Consider the following 22,718-nt stretch of genomic DNA (forward strand, 5'->3'; position numbering starts at 1 on the left):
TCTGTTGCCTTATCAGTCAGATATCCTACATATGATAATAATGCATTACTTGAGGTTGAGTTTATCCAGTAGTTTCCTGGTATTATCTTAGTGTTAGAAACTTTCTTTTTAACAGACTCTGCTATAAAGTTGACAACATCCCATGGACAGAACATTTCTTTTTTATAGAATCTGTATCCATCATAGTTTTCTTTAACCAGCGTTGCATACTCTTCAAGCTCATAGTCTTTTAAAAGCTTTTGAGTCTCTTCTTTTGTAAAACCTATGATGGAATCAAAATCATAGTCCTCTGAAAGCACAGTATTAACAGTGATGTTGTTTACACCCGTAAAGATGCTGTTTTTTGCTACCTTTAAACAGCCTGTAAGAACTATTTTTTCTATTGGGTATGCTTCATATTCATTATTGTTTGGTGTGAGTTTCATGACATCAAAGAACTGGCTTATAAGAGTTACCATCTCATCGTGATAACCTTTTTCTGATGCCTTTGCTAATGGTACATCATACTCATCTATAAGAAGTATGACTTTCTTTTTATAGTGCTTATAAAGACAGTTTGATAGAAATTTTAAAGCTTCCTTTACATATCCAATTGAATTTATATCACACAGAAAATCTCTTTTTAGGTATTTTCTATAATTTTCAAGATCTTCTTTTGACAGATTCTTACTGTTTAATAAAAAATCGTAATAAGAAAAAAGACTTACTACGATACGTGCTAATGCATCATAGGCTTGTTCAAAAGTCTCTCCATATGCACTTTTAAGAGAAATAAAAATAACAGGGAACTGTCCTAAGTATTTATCTGTAAATTCTTTATCTTTTAGAATCTCAAGACCATCAAAGATTTTTTCTTTAAATTCTCTGTTGTCACTGCCATCTGGTGCAAGTCTTAAAAATGAGGCAAACATATCCATTAAAAGAGTTTTACCAAAGCGTCTTGGTCTTGTAAAAAGAAGTACCGAGGATTGCTCTGTAAAGACATTCTTTAGATAAGGTGTCTTATCTACATAGTATTTACCTTTTTGTCTAATTGAAACAAAGTCCTCATTGCCAAGTGGCAATGGTTTGAATGTCTTTTCGGTCATTTTTGTATCCAAATATATAGTAACTATACGTATTTTAAACTAAAAATACATTGTTTCAAACTGTTTATAACTCATTATAAATGCTGTTTTACCATCTTTAAATAAAACAAATGATAGATAAGTGTGCAATATTTGTTTATCAATATAAAAATTCGAATTCACCGATCATTTTGGTACAATACTGCATCTTTGAAAAAGCTTTTCAGAAAAAATACTTTTTTGTGAATTTGCTGTTTTTGAATTGATATTTTTTGTTTTAGTAACTTCTTTAACTTGAAATATCAAAAGGATAGCTAATGTACTGTTTTGAGATGTCTTTTCCTTTTCAAAATTGAAACGATGACAGATTTTTTCTCATTTTTAGACTTTACTATCCTCTAAGGCTGCCAATATAAGCAAGCCTTAATGATCCTCTGTTTACTCAAGAGGATGATGTCAATTCATAGGAATATTTATGTTTACAACTACAACAACCTTTATTGTGTACATCTTTTCAATGATTGTCATTGGTCTGATTGCTGCACGTTCAACATCTTCACTTTCAGACTATGTGCTAGGCGGTCGCCGTTTAGGAAGAGTAATTACAGGTCTTTCTGCAGGTGCATCTGATATGTCAGGCTGGCTTTTAATGGGTCTTCCTGGTGCATTGTTTGTATCAGGTATTTCTCAGGCTTGGATTGCTATCGGTCTTACCATAGGTCAGTGGTGTAACTGGAAATTCGTAGCCGCAAGGTTACGTTCATTTACAGCAAATGCATCAGATTCTCTGACACTGCCAGATTATTTTGCAGCACGTTTTATGGATAAGTACAGAATCACTGCAATCGTATCTGCTGTTATCATTTTGATTTTCTTTGTTGTTTACTGTTCTTCAGGAATGGTCTCTGGTGCAAAGCTCTTTGAACAGACTTTCAAGCTTGATTATCAGAATGCACTTTTAATCGGTGCTGTATCTACTATTCTTTATGTATGTATTGGAGGATTCTTAGCTGTAAGCTGGACAGATGCTGTTCAGGCAACCTTAATGATTTTTGCTCTTATCATCACTCCTATCATTATTCTGACTGATATAGGATCGGTTAATGAAGCAAACGAGCTTGTATCATTAAAATCAGTTAATATGTCAAATATTCTAAGTGGTACAACACTAATCGGTCTTATCTCTTTAGCCGGCTGGGGCTTAGGTTATGTAGGTCAGCCTCATATTCTTGTTCGCTTTATGGCTGCATCTACTGTTCGTGGCATGGGCGGTGCAAGACGAATCAGTATCTCTTGGATGATTTTCTGTCTGTTAGGCTCTGTATTAGTTGGTTACTATGGTGTTGCTTTTGCCGCACGTCATCCTGAAATCGAAATTAAAGATCCTGAGCAGATCTTCATTATCGTAACTCAGGTTCTTTTCTCCCCTTGGATTGCAGGTATTCTTCTTTCAGCAATTTTAGCTGCAATTATGAGTACCTTATCATGTCAGTTACTAGTTGCATCTTCAACATTAACTCAGGATTTCTATTCTAGACTTATTAGAAAGAATGCATCACAAAAAGAACTTGTATGGGTAGGTCGCGGCATGCTTCTTTTAGTAGCAGCTTTTGCCTATGTAATTGCAATGGATCCAAACTCAGGTATTCTAAAGCTTGTATCTTATGCATGGGCTGGTTTTGGTGCTTCATTTGGTCCTACAGTTGTGATCTCTGTTTTCTACAAGAAGATGACTCTGCCTGCAGCTATTATAGGTATGATAACTGGCGCTCTAACTGTGATCATGTGGGAAATTTTCAATCCATTTGGTCTGTACTCTCTTGTTCCTGGATTTATTATTTCCTCTTTAGTAATTTTTGTAGTAAGCTTATTTACACAAAAGAAAAATGAAAAAGTAGAACAGTTATTTACTGAACTTGAAAGCAAGTTCTGGACAGAAGTAAAAGCCCGTTAATTAATGGAGGACAGATTTGAATCTGCCATCAAATGTCTATACACAGTCTCACCTGAAAAGAGCAGGTGTTAGATTCTCTGTAAACATTGTTGACACCATGTGTAAAAAAGGATTCGGTCTGTCCTATTATGCTTTTTTCTTTCTTTTCATATTGTTAGTATACTGTTATTCAACCGATCAGCTTTTCATGTTTGCATCTGTCAAACATTTCTATGTTCTGATAATCCTTGTTTTTCTCTACATACTTTTATATACATACAAGGTATATAAATTCTTTAGAATAAGGAAATCACTTCGTGAAGATGTAAATCCTATTGCCGTTATGGCCTATGCCGTTGTGCTATTGGATATACATCCAACAAATCCTGATAAAATTATAAGACCAAAACGCTGTGCTATTGTCTATAAGGAGTGCGGTGCCTTAAAACCCCGCTTTTTTACTGGTGCAGTAAAGAAGATTGATTATAATTTTACAAAAGATAAGGTAACAACCGTATTCATTGACAGAAAGCACCCTGCTTATTACTCAGTTGTTGAAGGCAGACATTACAAAATTATCGGAAAAAAGAAAAAGAATGGTATCAAATCTGCAGTGGAAGCTTTTGAGATGAAAGGTTCAAAACCAGCACAGGATAATAAATTATAGTAGCCTTATTTCTTTTTAGCCTTCAGATAAATTCTTTAACATGTTCCAGAAAATATAGTTTTCTATATTTTTTTGCCTAGCTTGTTTCATAGTATTTCTAAGATTTATTTTTCTGTTTTGTATCGTTTTTGGATAAAATTCTATATAATTTATATAAGAATTGATAAACGATATAAAATATATCGAATTCTAAAAGTAATGCTTGTATCTGATCTATTATCTGATTTGTTTGGAAGTAAGTTATGAAGATTTATTCTGTCAGAATTACAAATATTAAAATTAAAAATTTTAAGAACACACTAAACGGTAGTGTTTCTTTATGTAATCTAAGAAAAGCTTATAAGGCTAGTGTTCTTGGAATATACGGACAGAATGGTTCAGGCAAAACAGCATTAATAGATTCAATTTCATTACTAAAAGATATATTAACAGGTTCAAAGATTAAAAATTTTTATTCTAAATACATAAACCTTAATGAATCTAATACTTCTAAAGCATCAAGTTTTTCTTTTGATTTTTTACTTACTAATGGTGATGAAGAAATACCGGTTACTTATTCTTTTTCGTTAAAAGCTGATGAAAACAGGATAGATAATCTTGAAAATAGTGACATTAATAGTTCATCTTTGAAAGTTTCTATAATTGATGAATCCATAGCTTGTCCAATTTTTTCTGACTCAGATAAAAGAATAAAACGTGAATTCTTAAAAGAAGATCAGTCACAAATATTATGGCCTAAATCAAGAAAAGATTTTTTACTTGGTACTTGTAATAACTCAAATCGTATAGAAACAGACCTAATTGTTGCAAAAGAATTAGCTTATGAAGATTCTTCATCATTTCTATTTTCTCGTAGGTTCCTAAAACTATTGAGGGATCGTGAAGAACAATTGAAGAATGATAAAAAATATGAGGAATACTCTTACTATAGAAGTATATTTGAAAACTTAGTAAATTATGGCCATTACGGTTTATTTGTCATAAATACTGCATCATCAAGTTTATTAAGTTTAAACGTTCAGACATTAAATTTTAAATATAATGATAGTTTAACCAAAACTGTAGGTAGAATCGCTCTTCCTTTAGATAAAGAGTCAATTCTTGTAAAAAATAGAGAATTTAATGTAATTGATAAGGTAATAAAGAATCTGAATATTGTTTTAAATAAAATTATTCCTGGACTTACTGTATCAGTAAAAAAGTTGGGCAAAGCTCATTTAGAAGATGGCGAAATTGGCTATAAAATTCAGCTTTTGAGTTTAAGAAGTGGTAAGGAAATTCCTTTATCATTTGAATCAGAAGGTATTAAAAAAATCATATCTTTTCTTCAATTACTAATTGCTGTCTACAATGAATCATCAATTACATTAGTTGTTGATGAACTTGATTCTGGAATATTTGAATATTTACTTGGTGAATTGCTAAGTATAGTTTCTGAAAAAGGTAAAGGACAGTTAATCTTTACATCCCACAATTTGCGACCTTTAGAAACTCTTGATAAAGGATTTATTGCCTTTACCACAATAAATCCAAACAACAGATACGTAAAATTGACAAATGTTAAATCGACAAATAATTTAAGAGATATGTATTATAAAAACCTGATTTTAGGCGAATACAGAGATGATTTGTATGATTTAACAAATAATTCTGAAATAGCATTAGCATTTAGAGAGGCTGGCAACGGCAATGGCTAAAGGTAAAAAGGTTGTTTTCGTAATTGTAGAAGGCCTATCAGATTCAGAAGCTTTAGAAAATTTAATAAATAAACATTTTTCTAAAAACACTGTATATGTAAAAGTTATGCATTGTGATATAACCACAGAAAAAGGTACTAATTCACAGAATATCTTAAAAAAAGTAACTGAAGTTGTAAAAACATATGCACTTTCTAATCACTTTTCAAGAAGTCATTTTCAGCAAGTTATTCATATTTTAGATACTGATGGAGCATATATTCCTGATGAAAATATTGTTTTTGACAGCAAGTGCTCTTCTCCTAAATACTATGATGAAAAAATCTTAACTGAAAATATTGATGGAATTAAAAGAAGAAATCAAATTAAGTCTGGATGTCTAGATGTTTTGTCACGAACAAGCCTGATTTGGTCATCAATTAAATACCAAGCTTATTACATGTCTTGTAATTTAGATCATGTTTTATATAACAAAAGAAATTTAACAGATGAAGATAAAGAGAAATTATCTTCAGCTTTCGCAAATAAATACAAAAATGATCTAGAAGGATTCAAGAAGTTTATTTGTAATAATGATTCAATTTTTAAGCAAAATTTGACATATAGAGAATCTTGGGACTTCATAAGAAATGGATGTAATTCCTTAAAGCGATTCTCCAATTTTGGAAAATGCTTTTTAGAGCAAATTGATGATTGATTATAATTTTACAAAGGATAAGGTAACAACCGTATTCATTGACAGAAAGCATCCTGCCTATTATTCAGTTGTAGAAGGCAGACATTACAGAATTATCGGTAAAAAGAAGAAGTCTGGTATCAAATCTGCAGTGGAAGCTTTTGAGATGAATGGTTCAAATCCAGCACGTGATAATAAGCTCTAGTTTATCTAAATCTTCTTTTTATTGGCTGTTGAAAGCAGAGCTCAAACTATTAAATATAAATCTTTGTGGCTCTTCAGATTTCTGAAGTAGTTTTGCATTTAGAGATGTTGGCAAAGATAGTGCAATGTAAGAAAGGTGCCAATAATTGATTTAGAGTACTTTGTATTATTTAAATGAAATCACTTCCATCGATCTGACTCTTGGATCTTTTAACATATTTTCGTTTGGATCAACCAAGAATCCATGCTCGCACATTAAAAGCATCTCAATATCATTGACACTATCGCCATAGCCATAAGAGCCATCAAGAGAATACTCCTTGTCTTTAAGATATTCTCTTATTCTTCGTACTTTTCCTTCTTTGAATGGAACTTCACTAAGCTTTTTACCTGTAAGATGGTTGTTTTTTACTTCCATGCTTGAGGCAATGAAGTCTTCTATATCAAGAGCTTTTGCAATATGCTTAACCAGATAATCATTTGTTGCAGTAACTATGAAAACTCTGTCATTATTACTAGTGTGATATTCAATTCTGTCTCTTGCACCTTTTTTTATCTTTGGAACAATGCATCTTTTGACAATGGCTCCTAAAAGATCATCTAGTTCATCCATGCTGTACTTTATAAATGGAGTAGATGCAAATTCAACAAACTCGTTGATATCAAGAATGCCTTTGTAGAACATGTCCTCGTAATTATTGAGTTTTTGAATGAAAACATCATCAACAATCCTCATTCTGTTAAGCTCATAATATGTTATATCATTGCTGTCGCCATCAATGATAGTTCCGTCCATGTCAAAAAAAGCAAAAGCCATTAGTTACCCTCAGCTGAATTTTTTGTGCTGTAATCAAGCTCTTTTGTCAGATAATCTTCAGGAAGCTCATTTTTAAGCATTAAAAAAGTAGCCTGCATATCAAGATTTGGCATCTCGAATCTGTATCGCCAGGTTGTATAACCTTCATCAGTGTTTAAAAGTACTCTTGCTCTTGTTGCAAAACCCAGCTGAATTAAAAGACTTGCAAGCTGTTTTTTCTCAACTGTTATGTCAATACTGTTTGAAAAAAGCGGATCCTGACCGTCCTTATCATAAAGATATGATAAATCAACAAATTCGTTTGATAAAAGCTTCTTAACAATAGGATAGTTTGCTGTTGCAGAATAGGGCAGTAAAAGACCGTTATTGTTCAGTACATGTGCAATACAGGCAGGGCAGAGCACTTTTATGAGACTGTCTGAAAAGGCAAAGTTTCCATAGCATTTATCTACTGCCTTCAGGTACTCTTCAATACTCATATTTCTGTCATGAGCAAATTTCTCTATCTGAGTATGATAGCTCTCTTCAATCTCGTTAAGAGTTAATCCAAAGAGCGTTTCTAGTGATTTTTCATTTGAAAGATCCTGAACAAAAGGAAGTCCTTCTGAAAACTCATTTGCAAGGGCAAATTTTATATGGCCTGTTAGCATTACCCATTTAACCTGAGATACAGCAGTTTTTAGCACATTAAGCATATCAAGATAGATACAGACACACTCAAGTGTCATTTCACTGTTTTCCATGAGCATTGCATTGGCAATTGGAATATCATAATTATCAATGATTATAACCAGCTGCTCTTTGTATCTTTTAAATAGAGTATCTATAAGCTTTGATAAATAAAACTTTGGAGTTGCATATGTATCAAGATGAGTTTCTATGTGGTTGAGCCAGAACTGCTCTTGAAGATTGTTCAATAGACTGTGAGTAAACTCTTTTGTGTCAGCCCCCTTTATCTTTTTAAAATCAAGCTTGATACAGTGTCTTTGAGGAATTTCTCTTAAAAGCCCCTCATCTTCAATTTTGCATATTGTTTCCCTATCTCTTTCAAGGATCTTCTCAACTGATTTTGCAACCAGAGACAAACCAAATCCTCTTGGTCTTGTGATAAGAAAAATTCCAGGTGATCCATAAGATTTTGTATGCTCCATCTGAAGTATCAAAGAGAGCATTTTTACAGACTTATCCTTATAGATTTTGTCTGAAACAACTAATTCTTGAAGAGTAGAGTATGTAGGTGAGGCTGAATTCATATTGAACGCTCTAAACTGGAGGGGAGATCAACCACATCGCGGTACCTCAATAGAAGATCCTGGCTGCTACCTTCCGATCCTGACCAATTAAACCTTTATCAAGTACGCGAGGACCGAAATCCCCATCGAACAAATGTATTTTATTTAAAAACGCTTGATAAATCAAGTGATTTGTTTTTGTGATCAGAGCTAACGTACAGGCTTTTAACAATTGATATTAAATGGTTAAAGCATATATGATATAAGGCGTTTTAGTATATGATGAAAGCATTATGAAGAATTGTTTTGATAGTATAATTGTAATTGGTTCTGGCAGCACTGCAAAAAAGTGTTCTTCATATCTTTTAGACAAGGGAATACGACTTGTTTTTGTTGAAAGCTATGCCTCTGTTTTCAAATGCCTTTCATCTCCTATAAAAAGCGAGCTTGTACAGTTAAGAACAATTAACGAATTTAGTGATATTGATAATGCCGTCTTTAACTTAAAAAAAGGAAATACCCTGGTTCTTAGCATTAACAATAAACACATTTTTAAAAAATCTTTGAATCAGTCCGATATAACTATTATCAATTTTCATTATGGTTATCTGCCAGATTATAAAGGTCTTAATATACCAAGCTGGCTTATATACAACAAAGAAGCATTTGCTGGCGTTACCTGGCACTTTGTAAATGAAAAAATTGATGATGGAAAAATTATTATTCAGGATAAATTTAGAATTAAAGATGGCTCAACTGCTTTTGACGTTAATAAAGAGCAGAATCTTTTAGGCTTTGAATTATTTAAAAAATTCATCTTGAATTATCTTGAATATCCAGAATCATTCATAAATGACAATAAGTCAATTACACATGAGAAGATGCAGTCAAGATATTTTGCAAAAGGCGTTTTACCTGATGGTGGATATTTGAATCTTGAAGATACAAAGGAGCATATAGACAGAGTTTTAAGAGCCTTCGACTATAAATGCATTTTGCTGAATCTTCCTTTAAAAGTTGTATTTGAAAACACTGTTTTTGCTATTGAATCATATACAGCTAATGAAACATCAGAAGATGATAGGTGTTATCTTGAAGATGGTTACTTATACCTTACAAAAGAAAAAACACAATTTAAGATAAAAATCAGGACTTGATTATGAAGGTATTGATAAGCGCTTTATTGGTTATTTATTTTGTTTGTTTTCAGTGTGCATCTTGTGATGAACCTGCTTTTGTAGAGAAAACAGAAAATTCTCTTCAAAGAGCATACAATGCAACAGAACGAGGTGTTACAAAGGCTGCAAAAGCGACAGCAAACGGAATTGAAAAAGGTGCTAAGGCTACTGAGAAAACAGCAAAAAAAGTAGTGAACAAAATATCTTCTACAGCAGATAAAGTAGGAGAGAAAATTGGTTCGGTTTTTGAGTAAATGAATATGAAAAAAGTAAACATAGCTTTTGATAATTTTATTTATTTATCAGAACAAAGTCTCAAGCAAATTTTAGAACTACGTAATAGCGATGAAATAAGAAACAAAATGGCTAATACCAGTATTATTAGTCTTGATGAGCATATGGCTTTTTGCCAAAAATTAAATGGTGATCCTACAAAGCTATACATTCGTATCTGTGTCGAAAATGAATTTTTAGGAGTTTTATCTTCGGTTAAAAATGATACAATCAATCACACATATGTTCCTGGATGTTACTTTTCTAAATTAGTCCTTTCAAAATATAAAAATATTTCTGTTGATATGTCAGCTGCATTTTCATATATCTGCTATAACAAAGGGCTTTTTTACCCTTTGATTTATGTAAGAAAAGATAATCCACAGGCAATTTTTTATAATACTATGAAATTGTCAAACAGAATTGTCGATGAAGACAATACATATTATTACATGCTAAACAACTGTACAGATCCCAAATTACAAGATCACGAAACAATTTTGAGAAAATTTGATTATCTGTTTGATAAGTACAATATGAGTTTTAATTTATGAATAAAGAAGAAATACTCGGAATAATCACTGATATAGTTGATCCTGAAGATCAGCTTACAGAAAATACTGTTATTGCTGAATGTGAGGATATAGATTCACTTGCATTACTCAATCTTTTTTTAGAATTCAGAAAGGTAAAAAAGGATCTTACCATTACAGAATTTTCTAATTGTAAAACAATAAAAAATGTAATAAATCTTCTATTAGAGTAAGTATGGATCATATTTTCAATCATGTAAAAATAGAGGCTATATCAGGTGTAGTTGGAAAAAATCCCCTAAATGTACAAAAGCTTGCAAATAGTTTTTGTATCCCTGAGAAGAGAATTAAAAGATTTATTAAAACAAATGGTTTTGAACATCTTAGAGTTTTATCTGATAATTTGTCATTTGGTGATATGTGTGTTAAGGCATCTCAAAGCCTATTAGACTCTCTTAATATACCTCCTTCAAAAATTGAGTCTTTTATTTGTGCAAGTCATTCGCATGATTATTTTATACCAGGTACATCGTATACTATCCAAAACAGAATTGGACTAACTAAGGACTGTTTTTTGTCTGACACAGTTCAAAGCTGTCCTGGTTTTATTTTTAGCATAATACATGCTTGTTCTTTAATCGAGTCAAATTTATGCAAAAATGTACTGTTATGTGTGGGGGATATAGTTGATAGAAGATATCCTCTCAGTGAAGATCTGTCAGATTATGATTCATATCTAGAGAATTCAGATGGGTGTGCTTGTATTCTGTTTTCTTATTCTCATGAGAATAATCCTATCCATATAAGTACACAGTCGTACGGAGAGTTTTATCGCAGTGCTTTTTCGCCAAATTTTGGAATGAGGTCAACTCGAATATCTGTAGGTTGTGATAAATACAGAGTAGACGGGAATATAATGAATTCATTTGTTTTAGATACTGTTTCAAAGCATTTCGCTTCTTTTATAAGTAATAATAAAATCTGTATGGATGAATTGGATTATATAGTATTTCAGCAAACAGGAAATGCATTGATTAAAGCTTTGGGTTCTGTTCTTGAGCTACCAGAAGAAAAGTGTCCTTTTGTCTCGAAAGAATACGGTAATATGTCTTCAGCAAGCATACCAATCTCAGTATTAAAACTGAATGAAAATCATAAAAAAACGAGAAGCCTTGTTCTTCATTCATTTGGTGTAGGCTTAGCTTCTGCTATTTGCAAATTAAATCTTAACAATACTGTATTTTCTTCAATAATTGAAATGTAATATGCACAAATTTAAAATTTCTTTTTTTTCAATACACCTACTTACTCAGGTTAATGTGACTGTCATGATTCCATATCCAAATATGAATAATGAGAAAGGACGGGTTTTATGGGCTCTTCATCCAGCATTAAAAGGTGCAGACTTTTATTTTGATGAACTTGGTCTTGGAAAAATTGTTGACAGTAAAAATATTGCAATAGTGTGCCCTGAATGCGGGAACAGTTTTTTTGTTGATTCTGATAGCAATAAAATAGCAACATTTATTCAAGAAGAACTCAGGAGTTACATTGAAACAATGTTGTCCAGTGTATATAGCTCTAATTTAGAGATGTACGGAATTGGAATATCAATGGGGGCATATGGATTGTATAACTGGTTTTTAAATGCCCCCTCATTCTTTAAATCAGTTAACCTAATTTCTGGTTTATATTCCTTTGATATAAAAAAAGATGAACGTCTCAAAAAATATCGTTCCCAAAAAAATCTGATAAGGTTAATTGAAAATAAAAAGAACTTTATATTCAATAAATTAGATGATAAGAAAAGCTGTGATCTTATCAGCAAAACAAGTGAAATGAATATTGTTACAAGAACGAAAGTTCTATTATATTGTGGTAGTTCTGATTTTATTTCATTATCTTCAACAGAAGAGTTATCTAAAGCATTATTACAAAAAGGAATTCAATCAGAATTATTCCTGGCAGATGGCGAGCATAATCTTGAGTATTGGACTTCTGCTTGTGATCATATTATAAGCAATTTACTATAAATTTATGAAAGATACAGTTTACTATAATCAGCTTATATCTAAGTTTTTTGATACAGCAAAAAATAATCAGGAAAAAATTGCTGTAAGAGAAATAGATAGGGAAATAACATTTTCAAAACTATACTGTGAAGTTCTATTTCTCAGCAAAAAAATCGAGCATCTTTTAAAGAATAAAAGAAATCAAAGAATTGGTGTATTCATTTCCAAATCAATAGAAAGTACAGTAGCAGATTTAGCGATATTATTAAGCGGAAATGTTTTTGTTAATCTTGATACAAAAAATCCAGTAGCAAGGTTAAAGTCAATATGTGACAACTGTTGTTTATCAATAGTTATCAGAAAATCTGCATCAGAAAATGTCGAGCAATTCTTTTCAGGTGATGTTTTAGATTACTGTATTGATGATATAGAAAAAATTGATCCATACGATTTTTCATTAAACAATTCTATAGATGATTTCTTAAATAGAAATTATTTCAAAAATGTTGATACAGACCCGTTCTGTATAATCAATACTTCAGGGTCAACTGGTATACCAAAAGCTGTGGCTCTGACTCATAAAGGTTTTTGTGATTTTACAAATGCAGCCAAAAAATCTAAGATTATTGACGGACCAGAGATTATAGGATCTTTGTCTCCTGCATACTTTGATATATATGTTTTTGAGTTATGTCTTCTGATGGACTCTGGAAGTACAATAGTAATTATTCCAGAAAACTTGTCCTTGTTCCCTCTTAAAATTCTTCAGATGTTACATGATATGTCGGTAACTTACATTTTTTGGGTTCCGACAATAATGGTTAATATTGCCAACAAGGATTTCTTGTCGTATGTAAATTTACCTTCTTTGAAAAAAGTATGGTTTGCAGGTGAGGTCTTTCCTACCGTAAAATTTCGTTATTGGGCTGATAAATTACCAAAAACACAGTTCGTAAATATGTATGGCCCTATAGAAATTCATGTTGATTGTCTGTTCTATATTGTTCCTCATGATTTTCCAATAGATAGACCAATTCCTATAGGAAAACCTTTTTATAACACTGATGCGATTATTTTAAATGATGATAATTTAATTACAGAACCTAATGAAGAAGGAGAACTTTGTATAAGAGGATCGTCACTAGCTTTAGGGTATTTTAATGATAAGAAAAAGACAGAAAGTGTGTTTGTACAAAATCCATTAAACAAATATTATCCAGAGCTGATATATAGAACAGGTGATATTGTAAAACTAGATGGCAGTGGCAATTATTGTTTTGTTGGAAGAAAGGATACTCTTGTAAAAAGGTTGGGCTATAGAATAGAGCTGTCTGAAATTGAGCATGTCGCACTTGCTAAAATTGAAAATATAAAGAATGCCTGTGTCATTTTTAATGAGAAAACAAATGATTTGATTATGTATTATGAATCTGCAGAGCCAATAGATAATTCGCTGTTAAAAAAGAATTTTATGTCATTATTTCCAAGATATATGGTTCCAACAAAGTATTGTCATTGCAGAGAATTACTTAAAAATCCCAATGGAAAAATTGACAGAAATTATTACAAAAATAGAGAATAAAAATGCAGAAAGAAAATTTGACTATAGAAAACTTTGTATCAATGTATGATGATTTAAAAAAGAGAGGCGCTCTTATTACGAATTATTATGAAGATATTAATTATATTCGTAATTTAACTCTGACTAATAATTGTACGTTGATTCAGGGAGAGGGAAGCTTTTTTTTACTAGTTCCAGAATTTGACTTTTTTGAATTATATTATTATTCGCTTTCTAATGATAGTCTTTTTAACGATCTAGAAGATTTATTGCGCTTATCTGAAATCAATTCACTGAAAATTAAGATTGTTTCCAGAAATCAAGAAATTGAAAAAACAAATGATATTTTGTTTGAAAAACTAGGATTCTCTATTGCAGGAAGGTTATTAAGATTAGAAAAGGCTCCTTCATCTAAACTAAATAAAAAGAAATTGGATGCAATTGAACAAATTTTATCAGACTTACCTGACTCAATTAGTTCGCCAAGATTTGCAAAAATAGATGATTTAGATAATGTATATGATCTACTGAGCAGGGAATTCGATCCTGTTGTTGACTCTTTGCCTGAAAAGAATGATGTTCTTGCAGGTATTAATCGAAATCAGGTAGTTGTAGTTTATGAAGGGAATAAATTAATCGGTTGTCATTATTTTGAATTAAAAGTCGGAAAATATTTTGGCCTTTTTGATGTTGTAGATGCTGATTACAGAGCTTACGGCATACTGTTTTTAATATACAAATTTGTTGATAAGTATTTAAGTACACCTGAATTAAATATCAAAAAAAGATATGGGTGGAGAAATTTTAAAAGATCCACATTGATCAAAGCCTCAAAATTCAATAATGATAATTTTGATGGAACTGTAATATCTATATATTTTTACAAGAAGGGTTAACATATGGAAGATAAGATTATTTCAATTTTGCATGATATGCATCCGGAAACTGATTTTTCAAAAAGCTATACAAATCTAGTTAGTGACGCAATTTTGGACAGTTTTGATGTTGTTCAGATTATTTCAGAATTGGAGAGCTCGTTTTCTATTTCAATTTCAGCATTGGATATACTACCAGAGAATTTTGATTCAGTTGAATCAATATGTAATTTAGTTAAAAAGTATATAAAGTAGTAATTAGATGAAAAGTATAATTTCTGGTGTTAAAATTTCGAGTATTTGTGCGGTAGTTCCAGCACGAGTACTAAAATTTGAAGATGAATTAAAAGAATTTCCTTTTCCTGAATCCTCGTCAAGAAGACTGGGAAAAGTAATGGGCTTTAGAGAGCATAGAATTGCAGATCCCAAAACAACTCTTATAGATCTTGCAGCCTATGGCATTAACTGCTTGTTTAAAGAAGGTGTTATAAAAAAGGAGGATATAGACTGTCTTGTTTTTTCCTCTCAGGTTAGAGAACACCTTGTACCTGGCAACTCAAAGGTTTTACATGGATTTTTAAATCTTAGCAGAAATACTCATTGCATAGATCTATATGAGAATTGTACTGGTTTTATTTCTGGCCTTTATACAGCGTGCAGTATTATGAGAGCATCAAATCTCAATTGCGTGCTTCTAGTTGTTTCTAACAGTGGTTGTTGCTATGCAAATAAAAAAGACAGAAATACATATCCTTTGGCAGGTGATGCTGCTGGCATTGCTGTTATTAGCAGAGCAGATGAAAAAGAGACGATAGATTTTGCTTTTTTTAATGATTCTGATCTAAGGGATAATTTGATTACTCCTGCAGGAGGTATGAGAATGCCTGCAACAGAAGAAACAGCAAAAATGCACATTGATGATATGGGAAATTACAGGAGCCTAAATCAGTTGCATATGGATGGAACAGGTGTTTTTCATTATGTAATGGAAAATGTTCCTTTTTTGATAAAAGAAATATGTGAATTAGCCGATGTTAAAAAAGAAGATATTAAGTATCATCTTACTCATCAGCCAAATAGATTTATGCTAGAAAAATTGGCCGATTTAATAAATGTGCCACGTGAAATTATGTTTAACAATATAGTAGAGAATTTTGGTAATTCCTCAAGTTCTACAATACCAGTTAACATTGCATATAACCTATCTGATAAACTAATAGATAATTCTTACAAAGTATGTCTGTCAGCTTTTGGTGCAGGAATGTCTGTTGCTGGCGCAATTATGAATCTTGGTAAAATGGATTATTGTAAACTTATTGAACATCCTTGTAATGGATCTAACGAATATTAAGGAGATATTATGACAGAACAGGAAAAATTAGCCATCTTAGAAGATATTTTTGATCTTGAAGCAGGTTCTCTTTCAAAAGAACAGGTTTTAAAGGAACTTGAAGAGTGGGATTCTTTATCTGCACTTTCAGTTGTAGTAATGATGAAAGACCAATTTGATAAGAAAATTACTGGAAGCGATGTAAGAAAATTTGTCAAGGTTGAAGATATTCTAAATCTGATGTGTTAAATATGCCAAATCTCGTTTATAGAAATGTAAAAATAGCTGCATTGACATCTGCTGCTCCAATGTTCACTCAGAATATTGTTGTAAATGAAGATGACCCAAATTTTAAATATGTAAAAACATTTATTAAACAGATTGGTATTCAGAAAAGACATATTAGCAACAATTGCCAAACAGCAACAGACCTGGGGTATGCTGCATCGTGTGAAGCTCTCAGACTTTCAAATATCGATTCAAAAGATATTGATGTTGTAGTTTTTGCAACGCAAACTCCAGATTTTAATATGGGCACAGGAAATGCTCATATTCTTCATAATCTGCTAAAGCTTAGAAAAGATGCATTTGCTATAGATCTTTCTGTTGCATGTGCTGGATTTCCATATGCCTTATCTGTGGGATTAGGATATTTACAGCAACAGTCAGTGCATAATGTTCTTATAGTTCTATCTGATATTCAATGGTGTGAATATTCAAATTTAGAAGAGCTTTTATCAGAACGAATTTTTATGTTTGGTGAAGCTGCAGGTGCATTGTTAGTTACAGATAATGGTACAGATGATGTAGCTGTATCTTTGTGTACTGATGGCAGTGGCTACAAATATCTATTTGCTCCAAATGAAGGAAAAAAGAATAAATGGAACCGTTTTTCTTTTGTTGTTGATGATCCGTATGGAGAAAAAGAGATTTTTACTCGTTATATGAATGGAATGGAGATCACTTCATTTTCAACTATCAATGTTACAGAGTCGATAAAAGAATTTATGTCAGCAATGGGTACTACAACCGATAGCTATGATTATCTTGTAGTTCATCAGGCAAATAAACAAATTGTTAGTACAATAGGTAAAAGATTGGGCTTTGACAAGGATTTAGTATTAAGTTCACTTGAAGAGTATGGAAATACTGATTGTGCGAGTATCCCAGTGACGATTGCTCACAACAAAGATATCTTTAATAAAGATAAAATCTCATTTTTGACTTCAGGTTTTGGATCTGGTTTATCTTGGGGCGTTGCAAGTATAAATATTTCAAAAGAATCTATAGGAAAACCAATTTTTATTGAAGATGGTAGATTTACAGATAATGTAGTCAGACTGAGATAATATGAGTAAAACAGTTTTAGTAGCAGGTGCTTCATCAGGAATTGGTTTTCAGGTAAGTAAAGATTTATCTAAGAATGGTAACAATGTTATTCTTTGCTCAAGATCCAAGAACAAACTTGAAGAATGCCTAAATAATTTAGATACATCAAAAGGGCAGAAGCATCAGGTAATATCATTTGATTTTGAGAAAACAGATAATATTGAATCTGTATTTACTCCTTTGCTTCAAAATTTAAAACTTGATGGATTGGTATATTGTGTTGGAAACGGTCATCAAGCGAAATTCAAAGACTTGAAAACAGAAATTATTCAAACAGATATGAAAACAAATTATTTCAGTTTTGTTGAATTATTAAGAATAATTATGAACCAAAGAAAACAGTCTGATAATCAGTTTAATTGTGTAGCTATTTCGTCAGTTGCTTCCACTTATACTAATGAAAAATATTATTGTTCCTATACATCATCAAAATCCGCGCTAGAAGGGGCAATAAGAGTTCTTTCGCCAGAGCTTATAAAAAAGAATTGCATGCTTTGTGCTGTTAAACCTGCAGTTGTAGGAACGCAAAGATTAGATAACATAACAATGTTGACGGATGATCTTGAGAATAAAATAGTCAAATCAGGGTACCAGCCAGGTGGCATTATAAGCTCAAAAGCTGTATCTGATATGATTTGTTATCTTATTTCAACAAATGATTTTTCTTTTTCAGGGGCAATAATCCCTATAACTTCAGGAGCACTTGGGTAATGTTCTCTATTTCTGAATTAGAATCTATATATATAGAAATTACATCAAAATGCAACATGAATTGCGTTTTTTGTCCGTATGGCGTATTAAAAAGAGAAAAATGCAATCTAAAAAAAGAGCTTGTATTCAAGGTATTAAATGAGCTTGCTGAAGAAGTAAAATCAGGTAAAGATGTTCCAGTATTGGCTTTCCATTGTTTAGGTGAGCCTTTATTGAACCCATATCTTCATGAATATCTTGATTTTTGCGACAAAAATTCACTCAAGTATAATATTGTCTCAAACGGAACACTTTTTACTGATAAGAACTTAGATAAATTATTCTCTCACACTAATATTGCAAAATTAGAAATTTCTTTTCATACCATTTCAGAAAAAACTTTTTCTCTTAGATATTCTCTGAATTCAAATCATTTATCTTTTGATTCATATCTAGATCACATTAAAAGAGCTGTTTTTAATGAAAAGAGAATTCTAAACAATATTCCACTTCAGGTAGACGTAATGTTTGATAAAAATCTTGATAATGGAGATCTTTTCAACGCTTTTTCATATTCTGATTATCAAGATTTGTGTTCGATGTTTTTAAAGTGGAGAGATGAGATTGAGAATGCTTATCCTCAAATACGACAGTTGAACAAAGCATTTTATAAAAAATCAAAACCTTTAATAACCGAATCATTTGCAATTTATCGAGATCCAGCTTTGATACCAAAGGATCTGTTCTTAAGCAAAGACCTTCCAAAAAGTATTTTGTGGATATCAATTGAGATTCTTCCAAAAGTTTTTATAACAATAAAAAGATTCTTTATCTTTACTCCTAATACTGAATATTTAGAACAAATTATAGAACGTAGCAAGGATGTTAGTGAGATTAAACTTTGCAAGGCTAAAAATTTCAATTGCAGCTGTAATAAGTCTCTTGTAATTCTATCTGACGGAAGAATCACATTTTGCTGCCTTGATTATGAAGGAGTCCTATCTTGTGGGAATATCTCAGACATGACCATAAGTCAGGCAATTAATAGTAGTTTAAGAAAATCTCTTTTAGAAAAGAATGATTCTTTTGAATACTGCTCATTATGCTATGGAAAAAAAGAATTTGTTCATGAAAATAAGATTAATTTTATTGATAACTAACTTCTGAGCTTATTAAGCATGGCAAAGAATTTATTAGTTACAGGTGGAACCTCCGGAATTGGTTTAGAACTTGTAAAATCTTACTTTAAAGAAGATGTTCATATTACTTTAATTCTGAGAGATATAGAAAAAGCTAAGATTTGCTTTTCTGATTCAGACATCAGTAAAGTTTCTTTAATTGAAGCTGATTTAATGGATCCTATTTCATTGTCTAATATTCTAAAAAATAATCTTAAAAATGCACCTGATTATTTTGTGTATTGCGCAGGAATGCTTAATGAAGTAAGTCTTAAGAGAACAACCTATAGTAGTTTTATTAAACTGATGAATGTTAATTTCTTTTCTTTTGTAGAAATTCTAAGACATCTTGTTTCAATAAAATCAAAGAATGCACCTATGAGAATTGTTGCAATGTCGTCATTAGCCTCCCTGCAAGGTGGAAAAGGTAATCAGATGTATGCTGCATCGAAATCAGCAATGGATTCTTTTATTAGAACATCTTCTCATGAGTTAAGAGAGAATAATATTGTTATTAATTCTATTCAAGCTGGTTATGTTGATACTAATATGTGTGATAGTTTGAGATTATTTTATGGTGATAGATTTGATGACTTTATCAGACAGAATCAACCACTTGGCTTAATTGATAAAGCAGAAATAGTTGAGCAGATTAGATTTATGTTGTCCAAAAAAGGAAATAGTGTCACTGGCGTTTCATTAAAAATTAACGGAGGATCACCTTGTTAATGGAAATAGTATTGCTATTTTCTAGCTTGCTTAAATAAAGGATTATCCAAGTTGACCTAACCTCAGTAAGTTGAACAAACTTACTGGGGATGGTTTTGAAACTTTCATATGAAGATAAAGTAGAAATTTGGCTCTTCGTGCATAGTTATGGGTAAAAATTGAAAGTAGAGCACGGTTAGAGCCTTAATCTAAGCTACTTTCAGCCCTGTTCCACCTCGATTAGGAAGTGGTATTAAAATATTTGAACATCCTAGCAAGATCATATCGAGCTTATTTTGGATGTTTCTAATGGTTCGTACATATCTTTCTGAAAGTCCGCGTTTCCTGATGTATAAGCTGTTCCGTACCTTTTATGATCTTCAACAACTAGAAGTCTTTCTTCATAAGTTAATTTCATACCCCCCCCATTATCAATCATGTGATCAATAATGGTGGGCATACTACTGATCCTTAGTTCAAAAAATCTATTCTAATAAAAAGGCTCTCTTTATCTTGTAAATATATGTTATAACATATATACTTCAATATATAAGAAGAAAGGTATTTTAACAATTATGGACCAGCAATCAGAATTTTCTGTCATTTTCTATGAAAAAGAAGATGGCTCTATACCGGCAATGGACTTTATATTAGGTCTTGATGAAAAATTAAAAGCAAAAACTTTACGCAACATTAATCTGTTGGCAAAAGTTGGACCAGCCCTTAGAAAGCCGGAATCATCGCCTTTAGATGATGGAATTTTTGAAATTCGTACTAAAGTTGGAACTGATCTAACAAGAGTCCTTTATTTCTTTTACGTCGGTAAAAAGGCTGTATTAACCAATGGTTTTATTAAGAAAACTCCACGAAAAGAAATAGAGATTGCAAAAAAATACAGAGAAGATTTTTTAAGAAGGAGCAAAGAAAATGAGTAATAAATTTGAAGATTTTCTTGCAGAGCAGCTAAAAGATCCAAAAGTAAAGAAGGAATACGATGCATTAGAGTCAAAATATGCTCTGATTGAAAGTATTATTCTTGCTCGTAAAGAGAAGAATATTACTCAGAAGGAGCTTTCCGAACTGACAGGTATTACTCAGGCCGATTTGTCTAAAATTGAAAACGGAAATGCCAATCCTTCTTTGAATACACTTTTAAAACTTGCAAAGGGGCTAGGAAAGAAACTTCAGGTTTCCCTAGTTTAATTTTTCAAAACACTAGTTGTCTTTCTATGATCTGCAGGTAAAAAAAAACTGCAGATCCCTCATTTGAAAAAATTAGGCTCAGTACAAACACATGTGGGAACAAAGATCCTCTATTCAATCTGAGCCTTCAATATCATCATTTGATCCTTCAATATTATAAAAAGATCCTTAATATGAGTATTGGAATTATATAGAAATGCTGCCTATTAATTATTAATCGACTGAACTAAGGATCAGCTAGCTGAATTAATTATCCCATATTAAAATATATATGAGCCAGAGTAGGCATATTCAACAAGAGCCCGGATATATAGCTGCATTTACTACGTTATGAAAAGTTATCAAAATCTCTTGCAAGTTTAAGTGGGTCCATATAAAAACGGTGTTATTCACAGTGATATAGAAGTTCTTATAGCAATTAAAGATGTAATAAAGGAATTCAATAACACTGATCCTTAGTTCAATGTGTGTTGAGTCATTCAGTTTGTTTTATTCTATTTACTGTATCCCAGATTGCATCTATAGACTCAAAATTCTTAGAGCACATAAATTCAATAGGAAAATTTATAGAGTATTTTTCTTTTAACAGACTAATTACCTGTATGATGCAAAGAGAATCGAGAATATCATCAGAAGCAAGGTGTTTTTCCTTATCAAAGTCAATTGTTGGAAAATTTTCAGTCAGTAGTTTTTTTAATTCATCCACTTTCTAATCTCCATAAAGCCAGTTGCGTAGCAAACAATCAAAATCTTCTTTATAACCAAGTATATCAGCGTATTTTTCTAAAACAGGAGCTCTATTTTTTTTGTAAAGAAAATAATAGTTAAAGGCTTCATCCTTTCTATCAAGAACAGCACCAAAAGCCTCCTGAATTTTGATTCCTCTTTTGTTTATATTGCGAACTACAGAGAAGATTATGCTTGTATTTATGTTTTTTAAAATAATTTCTCTGGCAAGAAAAACATTAGCAAAAATGCCACTATTTATCATTTCAGGATTAAAGAACATACCGCCTTCTGCAACATTTTCTTTTAATCCTATTTTCGAGAAAGCTACATAGGCAAAAGGTTTATCATTAACAAATGCAACATAGGCAATTGTATCTTGCTTATTCTGATTAATATTAAACCAAGTATGCATAACCTTTAAGTTTACTTTGCGCCTGTCATCCATATTCACTATAACTTTTGGATCATTGCGCCAGTCAACAAGAAAAGGCAGGTACTCTTCCTTTAAAGGTTTTAAAACAATTCCGAATGCATTTATGTCTGTTGTATTCATTTATACTTAAAATACACTTTTAAAGATATATTGGTACAAAAGATTAGTATATCTTACTTTTCGTCAGTATTGTGTTCTTCTTTTCAATTATGATATATATCTTCACTATTCAATTGCATTATCTGTTTTTAAGTTGCAGCTTAATAAATCATCAAGATCACAGATAGACTGAAGAATCCATGATATACCAATCATATTGGCACTATAATTGCT

General features: G+C 31.6%; 27 protein-coding genes and 1 other RNA gene. 22 read left to right on the plus strand and 6 right to left on the minus strand.

Going from position 1 to position 22,718, the window contains the following annotated elements; all coding sequences use genetic code 11:
• Positions 1 to 1,088: AAA family ATPase (locus J5V48_RS07405; RefSeq protein ID WP_219937939.1), on the minus strand; the 1,088-nt coding region annotated here is incomplete at its 3' end.
• A 454-nt stretch (positions 1,089 to 1,542) separates the two neighbouring features.
• Here J5V48_RS07405 and putP point away from each other — a divergent pair.
• The 5 genes from putP to J5V48_RS07430 all read left to right on the plus strand — a co-directional run bounded on the left by putP (position 1,543) and on the right by J5V48_RS07430 (position 6,245).
• Entirely contained in the window at positions 1,543 to 3,021 is a 1,479-nt protein-coding gene (putP, locus tag J5V48_RS07410) for a sodium/proline symporter PutP (RefSeq protein WP_219937940.1), read from the plus strand.
• Positions 3,022 to 3,037: 16 nt separating this feature from the next.
• Positions 3,038 to 3,667, plus strand: a complete 630-nt coding sequence (locus tag J5V48_RS07415) for a hypothetical protein (RefSeq protein ID WP_219937941.1) — start codon at positions 3,038 to 3,040, stop codon at positions 3,665 to 3,667.
• A gap of 242 nt (positions 3,668 to 3,909) precedes the next feature.
• Positions 3,910 to 5,364, plus strand: coding sequence for an AAA family ATPase (locus J5V48_RS07420; protein ID WP_219937942.1), 1,455 nt, complete (start codon positions 3,910 to 3,912; stop codon positions 5,362 to 5,364).
• Positions 5,357 to 6,061, plus strand: a complete 705-nt coding sequence (locus J5V48_RS07425) for a hypothetical protein (RefSeq protein WP_219937943.1) — start codon at positions 5,357 to 5,359, stop codon at positions 6,059 to 6,061. Before J5V48_RS07420 ends, J5V48_RS07425 begins: the two co-directional genes overlap by 8 nt.
• Entirely contained in the window at positions 6,054 to 6,245 is a 192-nt protein-coding gene (locus J5V48_RS07430) for a hypothetical protein (protein ID WP_219937944.1), read from the plus strand. The genes J5V48_RS07425 and J5V48_RS07430 overlap by 8 nt, the downstream gene beginning before the upstream one ends.
• A gap of 165 nt (positions 6,246 to 6,410) precedes the next feature.
• Here the strand turns inward: J5V48_RS07430 and J5V48_RS07435 are convergent, their stop codons facing one another.
• The 3 genes from J5V48_RS07435 to ffs all read right to left on the minus strand — a co-directional run bounded on the left by J5V48_RS07435 (position 6,411) and on the right by ffs (position 8,433).
• Positions 6,411 to 7,061: an HAD family hydrolase gene (locus J5V48_RS07435; protein ID WP_219937945.1), complete on the minus strand. Its 651-nt coding sequence runs from the start codon at positions 7,059 to 7,061 to the stop codon at positions 6,411 to 6,413.
• Positions 7,061 to 8,314: an AAA family ATPase gene (locus J5V48_RS07440; protein WP_219937946.1), complete on the minus strand. Its 1,254-nt coding sequence runs from the start codon at positions 8,312 to 8,314 to the stop codon at positions 7,061 to 7,063. Before J5V48_RS07440 ends, J5V48_RS07435 begins: the two co-directional genes overlap by 1 nt.
• Before the next feature lie 22 nt (positions 8,315 to 8,336).
• Positions 8,337 to 8,433, minus strand: an RNA gene (gene ffs, locus J5V48_RS07445) — signal recognition particle sRNA small type.
• A gap of 153 nt (positions 8,434 to 8,586) precedes the next feature.
• Here ffs and J5V48_RS07450 point away from each other — a divergent pair.
• From J5V48_RS07450 to J5V48_RS07530, 17 genes are all read left to right on the plus strand, one after another.
• Positions 8,587 to 9,450: a formyltransferase family protein gene (locus tag J5V48_RS07450; RefSeq protein ID WP_219937947.1), complete on the plus strand. Its 864-nt coding sequence runs from the start codon at positions 8,587 to 8,589 to the stop codon at positions 9,448 to 9,450.
• 2 nt (positions 9,451 to 9,452) lie between these two features.
• The gene (locus J5V48_RS07455) at positions 9,453 to 9,725 is read left to right on the plus strand and encodes a hypothetical protein (RefSeq protein ID WP_219937948.1); all 273 of its coding nucleotides are present in this window, start codon (positions 9,453 to 9,455) and stop codon (positions 9,723 to 9,725) included.
• Between the two features lie 6 nt (positions 9,726 to 9,731).
• A complete protein-coding gene (locus J5V48_RS07460) occupies positions 9,732 to 10,298 on the plus strand; it encodes a hypothetical protein (protein WP_219937949.1) in 567 nt (188 codons plus the stop codon).
• The gene (locus tag J5V48_RS07465; RefSeq protein ID WP_219937950.1) at positions 10,295 to 10,510 is read left to right on the plus strand and encodes a hypothetical protein; all 216 of its coding nucleotides are present in this window, start codon (positions 10,295 to 10,297) and stop codon (positions 10,508 to 10,510) included. The genes J5V48_RS07460 and J5V48_RS07465 overlap by 4 nt, the downstream gene beginning before the upstream one ends.
• 2 nt (positions 10,511 to 10,512) lie before the next feature.
• Positions 10,513 to 11,541 (plus strand): 3-oxoacyl-[acyl-carrier-protein] synthase III C-terminal domain-containing protein, encoded by a 1,029-nt coding sequence (locus J5V48_RS07470; protein ID WP_219937951.1) that lies wholly within the window; start codon positions 10,513 to 10,515, stop codon positions 11,539 to 11,541.
• 64 nt (positions 11,542 to 11,605) lie between these two features.
• Positions 11,606 to 12,310 (plus strand): alpha/beta hydrolase, encoded by a 705-nt coding sequence (locus J5V48_RS07475; protein ID WP_219937952.1) that lies wholly within the window; start codon positions 11,606 to 11,608, stop codon positions 12,308 to 12,310.
• A 4-nt stretch (positions 12,311 to 12,314) separates the two neighbouring features.
• Positions 12,315 to 13,871: an AMP-binding protein gene (locus J5V48_RS07480; protein WP_219937953.1), complete on the plus strand. Its 1,557-nt coding sequence runs from the start codon at positions 12,315 to 12,317 to the stop codon at positions 13,869 to 13,871.
• 2 nt (positions 13,872 to 13,873) lie between these two features.
• A complete protein-coding gene (locus J5V48_RS07485) occupies positions 13,874 to 14,746 on the plus strand; it encodes a hypothetical protein (protein WP_219937954.1) in 873 nt (290 codons plus the stop codon).
• 3 nt (positions 14,747 to 14,749) lie between these two features.
• On the plus strand, positions 14,750 to 14,980 hold the full coding sequence (locus J5V48_RS07490) for an acyl carrier protein (protein WP_219937955.1): 231 nt from the start codon (positions 14,750 to 14,752) through the stop codon (positions 14,978 to 14,980).
• 7 nt (positions 14,981 to 14,987) lie between these two features.
• A complete protein-coding gene (locus J5V48_RS07495) occupies positions 14,988 to 16,076 on the plus strand; it encodes a 3-oxoacyl-ACP synthase III family protein (protein WP_219937956.1) in 1,089 nt (362 codons plus the stop codon).
• A 9-nt stretch (positions 16,077 to 16,085) separates the two neighbouring features.
• Entirely contained in the window at positions 16,086 to 16,304 is a 219-nt protein-coding gene (locus J5V48_RS07500; protein ID WP_219937957.1) for an acyl carrier protein, read from the plus strand.
• 2 nt (positions 16,305 to 16,306) lie between these two features.
• Positions 16,307 to 17,404: a 3-oxoacyl-ACP synthase III family protein gene (locus tag J5V48_RS07505; RefSeq protein WP_219937958.1), complete on the plus strand. Its 1,098-nt coding sequence runs from the start codon at positions 16,307 to 16,309 to the stop codon at positions 17,402 to 17,404.
• Between the two features lies 1 nt (position 17,405).
• The gene (locus J5V48_RS07510) at positions 17,406 to 18,155 is read left to right on the plus strand and encodes an SDR family NAD(P)-dependent oxidoreductase (protein WP_219937959.1); all 750 of its coding nucleotides are present in this window, start codon (positions 17,406 to 17,408) and stop codon (positions 18,153 to 18,155) included.
• A complete protein-coding gene (locus tag J5V48_RS07515; protein WP_219937960.1) occupies positions 18,155 to 19,294 on the plus strand; it encodes a radical SAM/SPASM domain-containing protein in 1,140 nt (379 codons plus the stop codon). The genes J5V48_RS07510 and J5V48_RS07515 overlap by 1 nt, the downstream gene beginning before the upstream one ends.
• 18 nt (positions 19,295 to 19,312) lie before the next feature.
• The gene (locus tag J5V48_RS07520; protein WP_219937961.1) at positions 19,313 to 20,041 is read left to right on the plus strand and encodes an SDR family oxidoreductase; all 729 of its coding nucleotides are present in this window, start codon (positions 19,313 to 19,315) and stop codon (positions 20,039 to 20,041) included.
• 554 nt (positions 20,042 to 20,595) lie between these two features.
• The gene (locus J5V48_RS07525) at positions 20,596 to 20,955 is read left to right on the plus strand and encodes a type II toxin-antitoxin system RelE/ParE family toxin (RefSeq protein WP_219937962.1); all 360 of its coding nucleotides are present in this window, start codon (positions 20,596 to 20,598) and stop codon (positions 20,953 to 20,955) included.
• The gene (locus tag J5V48_RS07530) at positions 20,948 to 21,223 is read left to right on the plus strand and encodes a helix-turn-helix domain-containing protein (RefSeq protein WP_219937963.1); all 276 of its coding nucleotides are present in this window, start codon (positions 20,948 to 20,950) and stop codon (positions 21,221 to 21,223) included. The genes J5V48_RS07525 and J5V48_RS07530 overlap by 8 nt, the downstream gene beginning before the upstream one ends.
• 475 nt (positions 21,224 to 21,698) lie before the next feature.
• Here J5V48_RS07530 and J5V48_RS07535 read toward each other — a convergent pair whose 3' ends face one another.
• The gene (locus tag J5V48_RS07535; RefSeq protein ID WP_219937964.1) at positions 21,699 to 21,929 is read right to left on the minus strand and encodes an acyl carrier protein; all 231 of its coding nucleotides are present in this window, start codon (positions 21,927 to 21,929) and stop codon (positions 21,699 to 21,701) included.
• Positions 21,930 to 21,932: 3 nt separating this feature from the next.
• Positions 21,933 to 22,403 carry a hypothetical protein gene (locus J5V48_RS07540; RefSeq protein WP_219937965.1) on the minus strand — a complete coding sequence of 157 codons (471 nt, stop codon included), beginning with the start codon at positions 22,401 to 22,403 and terminating at the stop codon, positions 21,933 to 21,935.
• Between the last annotated feature and the right edge of the window lie 315 nt (positions 22,404 to 22,718).

The organism is Succinivibrio faecicola, assembly GCF_019448115.1.
In the GTDB taxonomy this organism is placed as follows: domain Bacteria; phylum Pseudomonadota; class Gammaproteobacteria; order Enterobacterales; family Succinivibrionaceae; genus Succinivibrio; species Succinivibrio faecicola.